Consider the following 16,026-nt stretch of genomic DNA (forward strand, 5'->3'; position numbering starts at 1 on the left):
CAAAAGCTGCCGGGCAAATGTTGCGGGGAAAGCCCGAAAGGCGTAAGAGCCGCCCTCACAGTTTGTCCGCTGGCCCTTGAACCCAACCGGATGGAAGAAAGATGTTGAACTCGCTTGATATTGCCAAGCGTCCCGAAGACACGCGCGTTGTCGTTGCGATGTCGGGGGGCGTGGATTCCTCGGTCGTGGCGGGCCTGCTGGCCCGGCAAGGCTACGACGTCGTCGGCGTCACGCTGCAGCTTTACGATCATGGCGAGGCGGTGCACCGAAAGGGCGCCTGCTGCGCCGGCCAGGATATCCATGATGCGCGCCGCGTGGCGGCGACCCTGGGCATTCCCCACTACGTGCTGGACTATGAAGAGCGCTTCAAGCGATCGGTGATCGCGCCTTTCGCCAATGCCTATCAGCAGGGCGAAACGCCGGTGCCCTGCATTGCCTGCAATCAGTCGGTCAAGTTCGTCGACCTGATGGAAGTGGCGCGCGACCTCGGCGCCGACGTGCTGGCCACCGGCCATTATGTGCAGTCGCGCCTCGGCGAAGATGGTCGCCGCCAGCTGTTCCGCCCGGTCGATGCCGAGCGCGACCAGACCTATTTCCTGTTTGCCACCACGCAGAACCAGCTCGATTTCCTGCGCTTTCCGCTTGGCGGCATGGGTAAGGCCGAGGTGCGCGAGCTGGCGCGCGACATGGGGCTGGAGATCGCCGAGAAGCACGATAGCCAGGACATCTGCTTCGTGCCGCAGGGCAAATATGCCGACATCATCCGCAAGATGCATCCCGAAGCGGTGGCGACGGGCGAGATCGTCCATCTCGACGGCCGCGTGCTGGGCCAGCATGAGGGCATCGTCAATTACACGATCGGTCAGCGCAAGGGGCTGGGCGTCGCTGCGGCCGAGCCGCTCTATGTGATCAAGCTCGAGCACAAGACGGGCCGGGTGATCGTCGGTCCGCGCGAGGCGCTCAAGACCCATACGGTGCGCCTGCGCGACGTGAACTGGCTGGGTGCGCAGCCGCTGGCCGAGCTTTCGGCGGGCAATGGTGCGCCGGTGGAAGTCAAGGTGCGCTCGACGCGCGGGCCGCAGCCGGCGGTGATCCAGATGCAGGGCGACGAGGTGTTCGTGACGCTGGTCTCGGGCGAATACGGTATTTCGCCGGGGCAGGCCTGCGTGTTCTATGCCGATGACACGGCGACCTCGGAAGTCTGGGGCGGCGGCTTCATTGCGGAAGCCGTGCCACAGGTGTTTGCCGCAGCCTGATCCTAGGTGCCTGACAGCATGCGCGAAATGCGCAGGGCGTAGCGGTCGGTCATGCCGGAGGTGAAATCGGCCATGGCGTGGAGGGCGCTTTGTTCGTCCTTGACGTCGCGCAGGTCGAGCGAGAGGGCGCGGACGAGCTGGCGGGAGCGATTGGAGAGATCATCCGCCTGCCAGTTCTTGGCTGCGACTTCCTCATAGACCGGCAGGATGCCGCCCAGCACATTGGCGATTATGCGGCGGCCCGAGACTTCCAGCTCGGTCTTGCGGCTGGCGGTGAAAATGCGCTCCTTGGCCAGCTTGCGGATCTCGGCAAAGCCAGCGCCGAGACCACTGGCGCCCACTAGGTCGCCGGAGAAGGTCCCGTCCATGATGGCATCGTAGTTGGCGATGAAGGCCTCGACGCAGGCATCGATGGCATAGCCGATGGTGCGGGCGCGCAAGCGGGCAATGTCCTCGGCCTGGGTCATGTCGAGCGGGGTCATGCTGGGCGGACGGCCCAGGGTGATCAGGATCTGATGCACCGCATCATGGGTCAGCTCGCCGGTGGTGAAGGCGTCTTCGAGATCGACGATATTGTAGGTGATGTCATCGGCAGCCTCCATCAGGAAGACCAGCGGATGGCGGATCCAGTGGCGGTCCTTCTCGATGAGGCCGACGCCTTGCGCGACTTCGGCGAACTGGCTGAGATCGGACTGGAAGACGCCGAATTTCTTGAGGCCGATATAGTCCTTGGGCAGGCCGATGCGGTCGGCGGCGGTCACCGGATATTTGGTGAAGGCGCCCAGCGTCGCCTTGGTCAGCCGCATGCCGCCTTCGCCGCGATACATTTCGAGCCGGGTCAGGATGCGGAATCCCTGGGCATTGCCCTCGAAGGCGTTGAACTGGTGCTGCAGCTCGGGTGGCAGTCGGGACAGGGGTCCGCGGGACGTGGCGAAATGCTCGGCAAACCAGCTTCCCATGGCGTCTTCGCCGGAATGGCCGAAGGGCGGGTTGCCGATGTCATGGGCGACGCAGGCAGCCTGGATGATGTCGGCCAGGTCATGCATGCGGGCGGGTTCGATTTCGCCCTTTTCCACCAGCCATTGGCCGATGCGCATGGCCAGCGACCGGCCGACGCTCGAGACTTCGATCGAGTGGATCAGGCGGTGGTGCACATGGTCGTTTTCGTAGAGCGGCTGCACCTGGGTCTTGTTGGCGAGACGCCGGAAGGGCGCGGAGAAGACGATGCGGTCGTGATCCTGCACGAAGATCGAGCGATTGGGATTGGCCTGATAGGTCTTGTCGCCCAGGCGTTCGGCCGAGAGCAGCCGCGTCCAGTCCATGCGCGCCATGCTCAATTGTCCTCGGCCGGCGGGGCGGCGCTGGTGGCTGCGGCATTGGCCTCGCGCAGCGACTGATAGGCGTTGATGCCGCCATGCCAGGTCGAAATGGCGATAAAGACGATCAAAAGGCCCAGCGCCAGGATCAGCACGCGGCCCTTGTTGAGAGCGAAGGGACTCTGCTTTTTCTCGTCCACGGCGGCCTCGCGAATAATTCTGCAAATCATCCCAAGGATGGCTTGGGCAGGGGCGTCATAGCATCAGGAGCGCTTTCAGGAAAAGTGGAAGCCACTTTTCCGGCTCGAAAGCGCGACAATCGAAATATACATGGCCACGAGAGTAAGGCTTGGCGAGTGCATGCCCCAGTGATGGAATTTCATGCCGCATCCGTGATCGACCCAACGCACGCGCTGACGCGGGCGCTTGTGGTGCGGGCGCAGAATGGCGATGCGGAAGCCTTTGGCGAGCTGATCGAAGATCACTATGACCTGATCCATCGCACGGCGTGGAAATGGTGCGGCAATCGGGCCGATGCCGAGGATGTTGCCCAGGATGTCTGCGTCAAGCTCGGCGCCGCAATCAAGGGATTTGACCATCGATCGGCGTTTTCGAGCTGGGTCTATCGCATCACGCTGAACGCGGTGCGAGACATGCAGCGGGCCGGCAAAAGGCGGGGCAAATATGCAGACGCCTATGCCGAAGTGACGCCGGAGGATCAGCCGGCGGACCAGGAAGAGGCGGCGACCAGTGCCCAGTTGTGGGAGGCCGTGCGGGCCCTGCCGGAGAAGCAGCGCGACGCGGTGTTGCTGGTCTATGCCGAGGAACTGAGCCATGCGGCGGCGGCCGAGATCATGGGCATACGGGAGGCGACTGTCTCCTGGCATGTGCATGAGGCACGCAAGACCCTGAGGGGGCTGCTATGAGCGACAAGAATATGCATGACGATCCACTCAACCGCCTCAAGGGCGCAGCGCCCGACCCGCGGGCCGCCGCGAAGAAGCGTGCTCTGGCCGCCGGCATGGCGGCTTTCGAGGCGAGCCAAAAAGAATCTGAAGTTGCACCCAAAGGAAAATCCGGGGGCAGCCGTCTCACGTCCATCATCGCATCCTTGAAAGGGATCAAGATCATGGACATGCGCATTCCCGTCGGCACCGCCGCCATCGCCCTGCTGGTTCTGCCGCTTGGCTACCAGCTCTATTCAACCACCTCGATGACGCCGAGCCAGGTGGCGGTAGAGCGGCCGCAGATCGACATCACGCCGCCGCATACGACCATGCCGGCCAATCCCGCCTTTGCCGACGACAAGGCCGTTGACGCCGATACGCGCGCCGAAGTGCCGGTGATGGCCGAGCCCGTCGCGCCCGAACCCGTGCCGCTGCCCACTCCGATCATTCCGATGGCGCCGATCACGGCCGATGCTGCCGCGCCCAATCTCGGTGCGGCCCCCTCCTCATCCATGCTGACGCGGCAGGCCGCGCCGGCCGGTGCCATGATGGAAAGCGAGGCCTACTCGCCGCCGCCGCCCATTCTGGCACAGCCGACCGAAGCGAGCGGCGACACGTTCACCAGCTTCGACGAGCAGCGCCTGAAGGCGGTGGCGGACGAGCCGGTTTCGACCTTCTCGATCGATGTCGATACGGCAAGCTATTCCTATGTGCGTCGCCAGCTCGAAGATGGCTACCTGCCAGAACCCGACGCCGTGCGCATCGAGGAGATGATCAACTATTTCCCCTATGATTATCCGGCGGCCGAAAGCGCTACCGTGCCGTTCCAGCCGACCATCGGTGTCTATCCGACGCCGTGGAATCCCAAGACACAGCTGCTGCAGATCGGCATCAAGGGCTATGTGCCCACGATCGAAGAGGACAAGCCGGCCAATCTGGTATTCCTGATCGACACATCGGGTTCGATGGACGAGGCCGACAAGCTGCCGCTGCTGAAGCGTGCCTTCGCGCTGCTGCTCGACCAACTTAGCGACAATGACACGATTTCCATCGTCACCTATGCCGGTTCGGCCGGGGTGGCGCTGGAGCCGACCACGGCGACGGAAAAGGCGAAAGTCCTCGCTGCGCTGGACAATCTCTGGGCCGGCGGCAGCACCGCTGGTGCCGAGGGCATCGAGGCGGCTTATCGGCTGGCGGAAGCGCACAAGGTTTCGGGTGGCACCAATAGGGTCATCCTGGCCACCGACGGCGATTTCAATGTCGGGATCGACGATCCGGAAAAGCTCGAAGACTTCATCAAGACCAAGCGTGACAGCGGCATTTCGCTTTCGGTGCTGGGCTTTGGTCGCGGCAATCTCGATGATGCGACCATGCAGGCGCTGGCCCAGAACGGCAATGGCAATGCCAGCTATATTTCCTCCTTCCGCGAGGCGCAGAAAGTGCTGGTCGAGGAGATCGGCGGCACGCTCGACATGATCGCCAAGGACGTCAAGATCCAGGTCGAGTTCAATCCGGCCGAGGTCAGCGAATATCGCCTGATCGGCTACGAAACCCGCGCGCTCAACCGCGAGGATTTCAACAATGACAAGGTCGATGCCGGCGATATCGGCGCGGGCCATACCGTCACCGCGATCTACGAGATCACGCCTGTTGGATCGGGCGCCGAACTGGTCGATCCGCTGCGCTATGGGCAGACCACAGAGACCCCGGTTGCCAGTGGTGGCGACGAGATCGCCTTCCTCAAGATGCGCTACAAGCTGCCGGAGAGCGATGTCAGCCAGCTGATCGAAGTGCCGGTGCGGGCTGATGTGGTCCATGGCGACATTGCCGATGTCAGTGATGACATGCGCTTCGCCGCCGCCGTCGCTGCCTTCGGGCAGAAGCTCAAGGACAGCAATTTCGGTGGCGACATGAGCTGGACCGAAATCGCCGACCTCGCCCGCGCGGGCAAGGGAAGCGACGACAGCGGCTATCGCGGCGAATTCATCCAGCTGATCAAGACCGCCAGCCTGCTGAAGCCGGATAGCGCAGCACTTCCCTATCCAGGCACGGCGAGTGATCCGTGTCAGGTGGATGGGGATTGCGCGGAGTAGTTTCCCCGCGACCTAAATTGCAAGATTGAAATTCGCGCATTTTTGTGCGAATTTCCTTTTGCGTTGGGGGACGCGGGATGAAGCGCGAGCAGCTTCTTCGGCAGTTGAGCAAGGATGCCAGATCGATTGGTATTGCGCTTGTCGTCGATATGGCACGTGGCAAGGGTGGTCATTGCGTGGTGCGCTGCGGCGATCACTTCTCGGTGGTCAAATCGGGAGAGATCACGCCGCTGATGGAAAAGGTCATCCGCAAGCAGCTTGGTCTCTAACGGGCGAAAGGAACAGTCGATGACGAGCTACTACGCGACTTTCGAGCCTGACGAAGATGGCGTGCTCGTCACCTTTCCTGACGTGCCCGAAGCGATCAGCGGCGGCGTCGATCGGGCTGAAGCCATGACCAATGCTCAGGATGCGCTGGAAGTCGCGCTCCTCACCTATGTCGGCGACGGCAAGGCGCTGCCCATTGCCAAGGCAAAACAGGGCGTGCTCGTCAGTCTGTCGGCCAGCACGGCTGTCAAGATCGCTTTCATCGAGGCCTTCCGGTCTTCGCAGCTGACCCGTGTCGCTCTTGCCGAGCGGCTTGGCAAGCAGGAAGGCGAGGTGCGGCGCATGCTCGACCCCTACCATGCGACCAAGCTGCCAGCGATGGAGGCAGGCCTGCAGGCTCTAGGCAAGCAATTGGTCGTCTCGGTCCACAACGCCGCCTGAGATTGGCCGGGGATCGGCGGTCAGCCGACCCTCTCCCAACAAGGAAGAGGGTCGGGCCAATGCCTCAGGCCAGCGGCTTGAGGTTGGCTTCGATGCTGGCGCGGCGGCCTTCGAGGAAGGGCGGCAGCGACAGGCTTTCGCCCAGGGTTTCCAGCGGCTCGTCGGCGGTGAAGCCGGGGACGTCGGTGGCAATCTCGAACAGGATGCCATTGGGTTCGCGGAAGTAGAGCGAGGTGAAGTAGAAGCGTTCCACCTCGCCGCTCGAGCGCAGGCCTGCCTTGGTGACGCGATCGATCCACTGGCGCAGGCTATCCTGATCGGGCGTGCGGAAGGCGACGTGATGCACGCCGCCGGCACCGGGCCGGGCCATGGGGAGGCTTGGGTCCACCGCAACGTGAACTTCGGCGCCCGGACCGCCGGGGCCCATTTCAAAGACATGGGTTTCGGGGGTGTGGCTGGTCGTTGCATATTCGCGGACCTTGCGCATGTTCATGACCTGGGTCAGCACGGCCTCGGTGCGGTCGAGCCGTGGGACCGAGAGCGTGATCGGGCCGAGGCCGATGATCTGCTGTTCGGCCGGTACAGGCGACTTGGCCCAGGGCACGACCGTGTTGGCGGCGTCGATCACCATGCGGAAGCGCTGGCCTTCGAAATCCTCGAAATCGAGCGAGAGCTGACCATTGCGCTCCTTGATGGCGCTGGAGGTCACGTCGTGTTCGGCCAGGTGGTTCTTCCACCAGTTGAGGCTGTCTTCGCTGGCGACGCGCAGGCCGGTGCGGCCGACCGTGTGATTGCCGCGGCTTTCGCGTGGGGCGTCGAAATCGAAGAAGGTCAGGTCGGCGCCAGGCGAGGCGACGCCGTCACCGTAAAAGAGGTGATAGGCGGTGGTGTCGTCCTGGTTGACCGTCTTCTTGATCAGCCGCATGCCCAGCGTCTGGGTATAGAAAGCCACGTTCCTCTTCGCCTCGGCGGTGACCGCCGTGAGGTGATGGATGCCTCCGAGTTCGAGCGTCATTTGGGTTTCTCCTGAACCGGCGCGATCATCGCGCTGCTGTTGGCTCAAGATGTAATCGCCTTTCCCTGCATTGGGGAGACGGACAATCCCGACAGACTGATGTCGAATTTTGAACGATTGATCACAAGTCGGAGCAACATGTCTTTTTGACATGCATCGACTCGCCGTCTTGCGTTATCCCTTCGTGTGAACATAAAGGGAACGAAAATGGCAGTCCTGACTTTGCGCCGGAAGCTGGCCATCCTTTCCGATGCAGCGAAATATGATGCGAGCTGTGCTTCGTCGGGCACGGAAAAGCGCTCAAGCGCCGGCACGGGCGGCGTTGGCTCAACTGAGGGGAGTGGCATCTGCCATTCCTACGCGCCGGACGGCCGATGTATATCGCTGCTCAAGATCCTGCTCACCAATTTCTGCGTCTATGACTGCATCTATTGCGTCAATCGTTCGTCGTCCAACGTCGCTCGGGCGAGGTTCAGCGTGGAAGAGGTCGTGCAGCTGACGCTCGATTTCTACAAGCGCAATTATATCGAGGGCCTGTTTCTCTCGTCGGGCATAATCCGTTCGCCGGATTATACGATGGAGGAACTGGTGCGCGTCGCGCGGAGCCTGCGCGAGGACCATCATTTCGCTGGCTATATCCATCTCAAGGTCATTCCCAATGCCGCGCCGGGCCTGCTGGCTGAGGCGGGGCGCTGGGCGGACCGGCTGTCGACCAATATCGAGATGCCGACCGATATAGGCCTTGAGACCCTGGCACCAGAGAAGAAGCCGAGCGAGATCCGCGCCGCCATGGCCAATGTGCGCGGCAAGCTGGACGAAGCAGCGCCGGACAGGAAGGCCAAGGCGAAGAAGGCGAAGTTTGCGCCGGCCGGACAATCGACGCAGATGATCGTCGGTGCCGATGCGGCCGATGATGGGGCGATCCTGCACCGGGCGGCAGGGCTTTATTCGGGCTACAAGCTGCGGCGGGTGTATTATTCGGCTTTTTCACCCATTCCCGATGCGAGTTCGCGTCTGCCGCTCAAAGCGCCGCCGCTGATGCGGGAGCATCGCCTCTATCAGGCTGATTGGCTGATCCGCTTCTATGGTTTTGATGTGCCGGAAATCGTTTCGGGCGGGGAGGATGGGCTGCTCGATCTCGCTATCGACCCCAAGCTCGCCTGGGCGCTGAAGAGCCGGGCGCGGTTTCCGGTGGATGTGAACCGCGCCGACCGGGAAATGCTGTTGCGGGTGCCGGGTCTGGGGACGCGCAGCGTCGACCGGATCATCGCGACGCGCCGACATCACCGACTGCGGCTGGACGATGTGGCCAGGATCGCCGGAGCGATCGACAAGGTGCGGCCGTTTATCCTGGCGGCGGACTGGTCGCCGGGCGGGTTGACCGACGATAATCGTTTGCGCGCGCGCCTGACGCCGCAGCCGGCGCAATTGAGCTTGTTCTGATGATTTCGGTCCGGCTCGAGGGGCTCAACGACTTCGACGAATGGCGCCAGCAGGCCCGACGACTTCTTGCGGCTGGGTTATCGCCTGCCCAGGTGGTCTGGCGGGTAGGGGATGAGGAGAGCGGACTCTTCGAAGCTGGCGACGACATGCTGCCCGAACCCGATGGTCCGGTCGGCAATGTGCCGCGGGCTTTTCCGGATCTCGCCCGGCAGGTGATCCAGCATTCCGACCCGCAGCGCTTCGCGCTGCTTTACCGCATGCTGTGGCGACTGCAGGATGACCCCCATTTGCTGTCCAATGCGGCGGATAAGGATAACAGTCTGTTAACCAATTGGGCCTCTGCGGTACGGCGTGACAGCCACAAAATGAAGGCCTTCGTGCGGTTCAAGTCGATCGTGGATGACAGCGGGCTTGAGCGCTATGCGGCCTGGTTCGAGCCGGAACACTATTCGCTGGAGACGACGGCGCCATTTTTCGTACGGCGGTTCGACGGGATGATGTGGGCGATCATCACGCCCTATCGCAGTGCCTTCTGGGATGGCGAGAGCCTCGCCTTCGGACCGGGCGGGCAGAAAAGCGATGTGCCACAGGACGATGCGGTGGAGGGCGACTGGAAAACCTATTTTGCCTCGATCTTCAACCCGGCGCGGCTGAAAGTATCGATGATGAAGTCTGAAATGCCGGTCAAATACTGGAAGAACCTGCCCGAAGCGGAGCTCATCGCTCCGCTGATCCGCAATGCGCGGAACATGGAAGCCGAGATGATCGAACGGGCGACGACACAGCCGCCCTCACGGCATTTGCGGCAGCAGGCCAGACTGCCCGAAGATGTTGGTGCATCTCAACAAATCGGCACGCTTACAGACGCTCGTGCTGCGGTGCAGGATTGCCGGCGCTGCGGGCTGTGCGAGCATGCGACACAGGCCGTGTTCGGCGAGGGGCCGGAGCATGCCGATGTGATGTTCGTGGGCGAGCAGCCGGGCGATCAGGAGGATCTGGCTGGCAGGCCCTTCATCGGACCGGCGGGGCAAGTGTTTGACAGAGCAGTGGAAAAGGTCGGCATCGATCGCTCGCGGGTCTATGTGACCAATGCGGTGAAACATTTCAAATTCGAGCCGCGCGGCAAGCGGCGGATCCACCAGCGCCCTGATGGTGGCGAGGTGCAGGCCTGCAAGTTCTGGCTCAACCTCGAACTGGGCTTCGTCAAACCAAAAGTCGTGGTGGCGCTGGGGGCGACGGCGGCAACGAGCCTGATTGGAAAATCAGCCACAATCGGCAAGTTGCGCGGTGCGCCGCTCGACATGGCGGATGGCAATACGCTGTTTGTCACCAACCATCCGTCCTATCTGCTGCGCATTCCGGACGCTGCCAAGAAAGCCGAGGAACAGGCCAAATTCGAGGAGGACCTGCTGCTGGTACGTCAGGCCATGGCCGGTCTGCACAGGCAGCACTGAAACTCATGTCCTAGCGTCTTGACAGGAACCCATGCTAAACTTAGTAAGTCGCGTCGCTGGTGAAAACCGGCCGACCTTATGGCGGAGTAGCTCAGTTGGTTAGAGCGGCGGAATCATAATCCGTGTGTCCCCAGTTCAAATCTGGGCTTCGCTACCATTCAAAACCCCCGGGAAACCGGGGGTTTTTTGTTTCTGGATCTGCCAAAGTGTGATTGGGCGGGGTCTGGTTCGCCGTCAGCAGGCGACATCGGCGCCGACAACCGCGCGGCAGATGTGGGCTGCGTCGTCCTCGTTTTCAGCAGCTTTCGCCGGCGCTTCCAGACCTGCAACCTTGTTGAGCAAGGCTTTGAACAGGCTGGCCTCCCCGTTCGGGAGACGCGATAGAATGGCTTGGTCGACCTCGGCGATTGCCTGGGTATATCTTGCAAGGGACGACGTCCCATTAGGGGTCAGGCTGAGCTGACGGCTGCGGCGGTCGTTGGGATCGGTGGTGCGCCTGACGAGGTCTTCCTTCTCAAGCGCGTCGATCAGGTAGGTCATCGTGGTCTTGTCGAGGGCGATGCGCTCGGCGATGGCGATCTGGCTCTGGCAGGCTTCATTCTGCACCAGCGACATCACAAGGAAGGCGCGGCTGCCGCCGGGCAGGCCGGACAAGGCAGCTTCGGCCTGCTTCTGGTAATCGCGCAGCACGGATGCCAAGGTCCACCCCAGGCTTTCCATGTGGTGAGGCGGCGTCGGTGTTTGACGAGAATTGCTCATGCCATCAATTTAGCGATCGCCATCGCTGAAGTCGAGAAGCGGCTAGGCGCGAAGGCGTTGGGCGAGGCGTCCGACATTGTCCCTTGCCTGGGCATGACCCAATCGCAGGTTCTCGGCTGCCTGGCCGCGCAGGCTCTCCATGGCCGGCGAGACATCCGCAAGGGTCAGTTCGACCTCGACGACCTCAAGCTCGAGGCCGAGGACGTCACTCAGAAGGCGCTGGTACCAGGCGGTACCATGATCCCAGCCAAAGCGCGGCGTGCCCGGGCCATAGCCGCCGCCGCGCGCCACGACGAGCTGAGCAGGCCGTCCGGCGAGGATTGGTGATTGCCCTGGCGTAAAGCGTGGCTCGGTCATCAGCAGGTCGGCATAGGCCTTGAAATGCTGCGAGACGCCGAAATTATAGAAGGGCAGGGCAAAAAGGTAGGCATCGGCGGCTAGCAATTCTTCGGCCAGGGTGGTGGCCAGGGCAATGCCTTCGCGCTGCTCTGTGGTCTGCTGTTCGGCGGGAACATGGCGGCCGAACAGCGAGCCCGCCCAGGCGGTCGCAGGAAGCGGTGTCAGGCCGACGTCTCGCCGGATCACCTCGGCATTGCCAAGTGTTGCAGCCAGTTCAGACTGCATGGTGTCGGCAACGGCGCGGGTTACCGAGCCCTCGGCACGGATGCTGGCGTCCAGGCGGAAGATTTTAGTCATGATCTGTGATCCATATAATCGTCTATGAAGATCATCTATGGTACAGACGATACATTGACAAGATCTTTGGTCGCATATCTCCTTGTTTGCCTGCGCTAACGTGATCAGTCGTCTCTTGGCCAACCAACTCCAAGAGAGCTGCGAACGGAATGGAGAACCGCATCCCCGCGATGGTCACATCCGGACGGGGATGGCGGCTTGTCGACTAATTGTATATGAGACTTTGAGAGCCAAGCGCCCATTCCCCTATGAGCCGGTGGAAGCGCTGTGAATCGCAGTCTTGTCGAGACGCCAAGGGAGGTCGAGGTTTTGGAATCGCCGCCCAAAAAACGTGGCCAAGGGGTGCAGACGGTCTATGACAGCCTGCGTCAGTCCATCCTGGACTTGACCCTTGATCCGGGCAGTCCACTAGACGAGATGCGTCTGGCCGAGCAATTCGACCTCTCGCGCACGCCCATTCGCGAGGCCATGGTGCGCCTGAGCGCAGAAGGCCTGCTCGTTACCCTGCCCAATCGCAATACGATCGTGGCGCCGATCGATTTCGTGAATTTGCCCTATTATTTCGAGGCGTTGACGCTGATGTACCGGGTGACGACGCGCTCGGCGGCCGTGCACCGCAAGTCGGAGGATGTCGAGCGTATCCGCGCGCTGGCTGGTCTCTATGCCGATGCGGTGAAGCGCCAGGACGCGCTGGATATGATCAGTACCAATCGCGAATTCCACGTCGCCATCGCCGAGGCTGGCGGCAATCACTATTTCACCCAGCTTTTTGCCCGCCTGCTTGACGAAGGGCGGCGCGTGTTGCGCCTCTACTACCAGTCCTTCGATGATGCCCTGCCGCTGCAATATGTCGACGAGCATGGCGAGATGATCGCAGCCATCGAGGCGGGGGATGCCGTTCAGGCTGACAGGCTGGGAGCGCGGCACGCTGCGCAGATCGTGCGGCAGATCCAGACCTACATTGCCCGCGATACCGCTAGTGGTATCGCGTTGAGCGGAGCAGAAAATTGAGCCGTATTCACGTTGTTGGTGCCGGCATTGTCGGTAGCGCGGTTGCAACCTGGCTGACTGAAGCTGGCCACGAGGTCGTGGTATTCGATGCCGATCCCGATGGCTTGCCCACGTCCTCGGGCAATGCCGCGCTGATTGCCTTGCCGGAAATTGCTCCGCTGGCCAGTCCAGGCATTCTGACGGCCGTGCCAGGATGGCTGCTCGATCCGCTCGGGCCGCTGACAATCCGTTGGCAGGATGTGCCGGCGATGCTGCCGTGGCTCATGGCGTTCCTCAGGTCAGCGGTGCCGTCGCATGGGGTTCATGTCCGACGGGCGTTGGGCAGCCTGATGCAGACAGCGCTCGACGACCATCGCACGATGTCGGGCATCGCCGGCGTGGAAAACTATCTGCGTCAGAGCGGATACCTGTCGGTGCACAGCACGCAGCGCAGCGTCGCGGCCGGGCTTGACGAGGCAGAAAAGGTCAAGGCTGTGCTCGGCTATGACTATGAGGCACTTGATGTGGCTGCGGCGCGTCGCCTGGTGCCACAGCTTGAGGGCGACTTTGCCGGCGCGGTGCATCAGCCGGGTTACTGGATGGTCACCAATCCACTGACCGTATTGCGCCACTATCAGTCCTTCCTGCGTGGCAAGGCCCGTATCGAGGCGGGCAGGGTGGTAGGGCTGGAGCAGGGCGCCGATGGCGTCACGCTCAATCTCGAAGACGGCCGCAGTTCCAGCGCCGATTTCGTCGTCGTAGCTGCCGGGGTGTGGTCTCGCGAACTGGTGCGCCAGAGCGGGGCCAAGGTGCTGCTCGAAACCGAACGGGGCTATAATACCACCTTCACCGACCTCGACTGGAACCTCGCCATGCCTGTCGGTTTTGCCGATCATGGCTTCATTGCCTCGCCCTTGGTCGACGGGTTGCGCGTTGGTGGTGCGGTGGAGCTGGCCAAGCCGGAGACGGCGCCCAATTATGGACGCGCCAAGGCGATGCGCGCCAAGATGCGCCGCTATGTGCCCGCGCTGCCCGAAGGCGGCACGGAATGGATGGGGCGGCGTCCGTCGACGCCGGACTCGCTGCCGGTCATCAGCCGGCATCCGCGCGACAAACGGGTCCTCTTTGCCTTCGGACATGGCCATCTCGGCCTGACGCTGAGCGCGGTGACAGGTCGGATGATTGCCGACCTGGTGGCCGGCGGGCCCGAAGTTCCGGCATTCTCGATACAAAGGTTTCAATAATGACCAGGCGGACTTTCTTCTGCGTCGATGCCCATACCTGCGGCAATCCTGTGCGCGTGGTGGCCGGTGGCGGCCCGGACCTGGTGGGCGACACGATGAATGCGCGGCGCGAGCATTTTGTCGCCGAATATGACTGGATTCGCACGGGCCTGATGTTCGAACCGCGTGGCCATGACGTCATGTCGGGCTCGATCCTTTATCCGGCGCTGCGCGAGGATGTGGATGGCTCCATACTCTTCATCGAGACTTCGGGCTGTCTGCCGATGTGTGGTCACGGCACGATCGGCACGGTGACGGTGATGATCGAGGAAGGCCTCGTGACGCCGAAAGTGCCCGGTCACCTGCGCCTCGAAGTGCCGGCCGGCATCATCGAATGCGATTATGAGCAGGATGCGGCCGGTCACGTCACCAGCGTCAAGATCACAAATGTGCCGTCCTTCCTCTATCAGACCGATCTGCAGATCGACCTGCCGGGTATCGGACCGCTCAAGTTCGACGTGGCCTATGGCGGAAATTTCTACGCTATTTTCGAGCCGCAGCCGGGCTTTGAGGATATGTCGCAGTTCAGCGCCTTCGATATCCAGCAATTGTCACCGGTGGCGCGGCAGCTCATCAACGAGAAGTACAGTTTTCAGCATCCGCTGTTTCCCACCATCAACGGCTTGCGGCATGTGATGTGGACGGGCAGGCCAAACCATCCAGAGGCCGATGCGCGCAACGCGGTGTTCTACGGCGAGAAGGCGATCGACCGGTCACCCTGTGGGACCGGCACCTCGGCACGCATGGCGCAAAAGTTCGGCAAGGGCGAACTCAGGGTCGGCGACAGCTTCGTGCATGAAAGCATTATCGGCAGCCTGTTCCACGGCAAGGTAGAGGCTGCGACGCGGGTCGGGGAATTTGCGGGCATGGTGCCCTCGATCGCTGGCCAGGCCTGGATGACGGGCTACAACACCATTTTCCTCGATGACCGCGATCCCTTCGTGAAGGGTTTTACCGTCAACTAGTCAGCACTGCACCACGCTCGTACGGCGCGTCCGTGACAAATTCCTCTGCAGGCGCGGCGATGGTGTCCTTGCGCATTTGCGTCGGCGTCATGCCATAGGCGCGGCGGAAATGTTCGTAGAACTGGGTCGGCGAGACGAAGCCGGCGCGGAAGGCAACGCTGGAGATTGGAATATTGCCGTCGAACAGCAGCGAGCGCGCGCGGATCAGGCGCATGCGGATGACGAATTTCTGGATCGAGATATGCATGACCTTGGTGAAGAGGTTGGCAGCATAATTGGGGTGAAGGTCCACCACCCTGGCGATGTCCTCGAGGCTTAGTGGGTCGGTGATGTTCTCAACGATGTGGCGCACCATGCGCACGACATAGCTCACCGATGATCCCGTGCGGGTACGGGTGCCGGTATTTTCCACCCAGGCCGGCAGCAGGGTATCCCAGCCGGTGATGGCGGCGCGGCGGAACATGGTGCCAATTTCGGCGCGGACGATATCGGTGCGCACGGCATTGCCACTGCGATAGTCCTGGTGCCAGCGCTCGAGCGTTTCGAGGCCGATACAGTCACTGTTGAGCTGGATGACACCGCCACCCATCAGCGTTTCGGTAAGGCGACCGAGCTGGGGCATTTCGAGGAAAGCGTCCATGGGCAGGTAGATGTTGAGCTGTCGTCCGTCCTCCACCTCGCGCAGGTCGACGGTCTGGTGCGGGATGCCTGCCCAGAAGACGACAAGGCGGCCGGCTTCGACCGTCGCCGGTCCGCCGTGGAATTCGTAGTCCATCTTGCCGCGGGTCAGCCAGTTGAATTCGATATGGCCGTGGTCATGCGGACCGGGCATGATCTGGGGCGTAAAGGAGCGGATGCCGAAGCGGCCGAAGGCCTTGCCGGTCGAGTAGAAACTGCGGTCCGGGCGCGGGGTGGGGCGGGGTGCTTTTTCGCGCAGAAGGACAGGTTGAGCCGGTTTTTCAACAATCATACTTATCGGTGCCAATCTTAAGAAACCGGAACAAGTCGTTATTATTCGTGATTGCATTGGCTGGTGCAAGGCGTAGGTTTTGGGTCGTGCACAACAGGCAAGGTCGGGGAGGATTCCGGCCGTGGGTAGAA

The 16,026-nt window shown here is 62.1% G+C and carries 16 protein-coding genes and 1 tRNA gene; 11 read left to right on the plus strand and 6 right to left on the minus strand.

The features are described 5' to 3' along the window. Positions 1 to 101 precede the first annotated feature (101 nt). Positions 102 to 1,256, plus strand: coding sequence for a tRNA 2-thiouridine(34) synthase MnmA (mnmA, locus tag P0Y65_01665; protein ID WEK04986.1), 1,155 nt, complete (start codon positions 102 to 104; stop codon positions 1,254 to 1,256). 2 nt (positions 1,257 to 1,258) lie between these two features. Here the strand turns inward: mnmA and dgt are convergent, their stop codons facing one another. Then, positions 1,259 to 2,587, minus strand: a complete 1,329-nt coding sequence (gene dgt / locus P0Y65_01670; GenBank protein WEK04987.1) for a dNTP triphosphohydrolase — start codon at positions 2,585 to 2,587, stop codon at positions 1,259 to 1,261. A 2-nt stretch (positions 2,588 to 2,589) separates the two neighbouring features. After that, positions 2,590 to 2,772, minus strand: a complete 183-nt coding sequence (locus P0Y65_01675) for a hypothetical protein (GenBank protein ID WEK04988.1) — start codon at positions 2,770 to 2,772, stop codon at positions 2,590 to 2,592. 213 nt (positions 2,773 to 2,985) lie between these two features. Here P0Y65_01675 and P0Y65_01680 point away from each other — a divergent pair, with 213 nt between their 5' ends. The 4 genes from P0Y65_01680 (at position 2,986) to P0Y65_01695 (ending at position 6,320) form a co-directional block, all read left to right on the plus strand. Next, a complete protein-coding gene (locus tag P0Y65_01680; GenBank protein WEK06705.1) occupies positions 2,986 to 3,498 on the plus strand; it encodes an RNA polymerase sigma factor in 513 nt (170 codons plus the stop codon). After that, entirely contained in the window at positions 3,495 to 5,612 is a 2,118-nt protein-coding gene (locus tag P0Y65_01685) for a von Willebrand factor type A domain-containing protein (GenBank protein WEK04989.1), read from the plus strand. The genes P0Y65_01680 and P0Y65_01685 overlap by 4 nt, the downstream gene beginning before the upstream one ends. A gap of 77 nt (positions 5,613 to 5,689) precedes the next feature. Further along, positions 5,690 to 5,881, plus strand: a complete 192-nt coding sequence (locus tag P0Y65_01690) for a hypothetical protein (protein WEK04990.1) — start codon at positions 5,690 to 5,692, stop codon at positions 5,879 to 5,881. 19 nt (positions 5,882 to 5,900) lie between these two features. Continuing rightward, positions 5,901 to 6,320: a type II toxin-antitoxin system HicB family antitoxin gene (locus P0Y65_01695; GenBank protein WEK04991.1), complete on the plus strand. Its 420-nt coding sequence runs from the start codon at positions 5,901 to 5,903 to the stop codon at positions 6,318 to 6,320. A gap of 64 nt (positions 6,321 to 6,384) precedes the next feature. Here the strand turns inward: P0Y65_01695 and P0Y65_01700 are convergent, their stop codons facing one another. Further along, positions 6,385 to 7,335, minus strand: coding sequence for a ring-cleaving dioxygenase (locus tag P0Y65_01700; protein ID WEK04992.1), 951 nt, complete (start codon positions 7,333 to 7,335; stop codon positions 6,385 to 6,387). A 207-nt stretch (positions 7,336 to 7,542) separates the two neighbouring features. Here P0Y65_01700 and P0Y65_01705 point away from each other — a divergent pair, with 207 nt between their 5' ends. The 3 genes from P0Y65_01705 to P0Y65_01715 all read left to right on the plus strand — a co-directional run bounded on the left by P0Y65_01705 (position 7,543) and on the right by P0Y65_01715 (position 10,389). Continuing rightward, positions 7,543 to 8,778, plus strand: a complete 1,236-nt coding sequence (locus P0Y65_01705; protein ID WEK04993.1) for a putative DNA modification/repair radical SAM protein — start codon at positions 7,543 to 7,545, stop codon at positions 8,776 to 8,778. Beyond that, positions 8,778 to 10,232 (plus strand): UdgX family uracil-DNA binding protein, encoded by a 1,455-nt coding sequence (locus P0Y65_01710; protein ID WEK04994.1) that lies wholly within the window; start codon positions 8,778 to 8,780, stop codon positions 10,230 to 10,232. Before P0Y65_01705 ends, P0Y65_01710 begins: the two co-directional genes overlap by 1 nt. Positions 10,233 to 10,312: 80 nt before the next feature. Continuing rightward, positions 10,313 to 10,389 (plus strand) — tRNA-Met (locus P0Y65_01715). Positions 10,390 to 10,466: 77 nt separating this feature from the next. Here the strand turns inward: P0Y65_01715 and P0Y65_01720 are convergent. Both P0Y65_01720 and P0Y65_01725 read right to left on the minus strand, forming a co-directional pair. Next, positions 10,467 to 10,922: a MarR family transcriptional regulator gene (locus tag P0Y65_01720; protein ID WEK06706.1), complete on the minus strand. Its 456-nt coding sequence runs from the start codon at positions 10,920 to 10,922 to the stop codon at positions 10,467 to 10,469. A gap of 111 nt (positions 10,923 to 11,033) precedes the next feature. Then, positions 11,034 to 11,687, minus strand: a complete 654-nt coding sequence (locus P0Y65_01725; protein ID WEK04995.1) for an NAD(P)H-dependent oxidoreductase — start codon at positions 11,685 to 11,687, stop codon at positions 11,034 to 11,036. A gap of 309 nt (positions 11,688 to 11,996) precedes the next feature. Between P0Y65_01725 and P0Y65_01730 the strand changes: the two genes are divergently transcribed. From P0Y65_01730 to P0Y65_01740, 3 genes are read left to right on the plus strand one after another with little or no spacing between them, the layout of a single operon-like run. Beyond that, entirely contained in the window at positions 11,997 to 12,698 is a 702-nt protein-coding gene (locus tag P0Y65_01730) for a GntR family transcriptional regulator (GenBank protein WEK04996.1), read from the plus strand. Next, positions 12,695 to 13,921, plus strand: coding sequence for an FAD-dependent oxidoreductase (locus P0Y65_01735; GenBank protein WEK04997.1), 1,227 nt, complete (start codon positions 12,695 to 12,697; stop codon positions 13,919 to 13,921). The genes P0Y65_01730 and P0Y65_01735 overlap by 4 nt, the downstream gene beginning before the upstream one ends. Further along, entirely contained in the window at positions 13,921 to 14,925 is a 1,005-nt protein-coding gene (locus tag P0Y65_01740) for a 4-hydroxyproline epimerase (GenBank protein WEK04998.1), read from the plus strand. Before P0Y65_01735 ends, P0Y65_01740 begins: the two co-directional genes overlap by 1 nt. Here the strand turns inward: P0Y65_01740 and P0Y65_01745 are convergent. Continuing rightward, positions 14,918 to 15,895 carry a helix-turn-helix domain-containing protein gene (locus P0Y65_01745; GenBank protein WEK04999.1) on the minus strand — a complete coding sequence of 326 codons (978 nt, stop codon included), beginning with the start codon at positions 15,893 to 15,895 and terminating at the stop codon, positions 14,918 to 14,920. The two genes, P0Y65_01740 and P0Y65_01745, sit on opposite strands and share 8 nt — an antisense overlap. Between the last annotated feature and the right edge of the window lie 131 nt (positions 15,896 to 16,026).

The sequence above is a fragment of the Candidatus Devosia phytovorans genome, from assembly GCA_029202405.1.
Taxonomy (GTDB): Bacteria; Pseudomonadota; Alphaproteobacteria; order Rhizobiales; family Devosiaceae; genus Devosia; species Devosia phytovorans.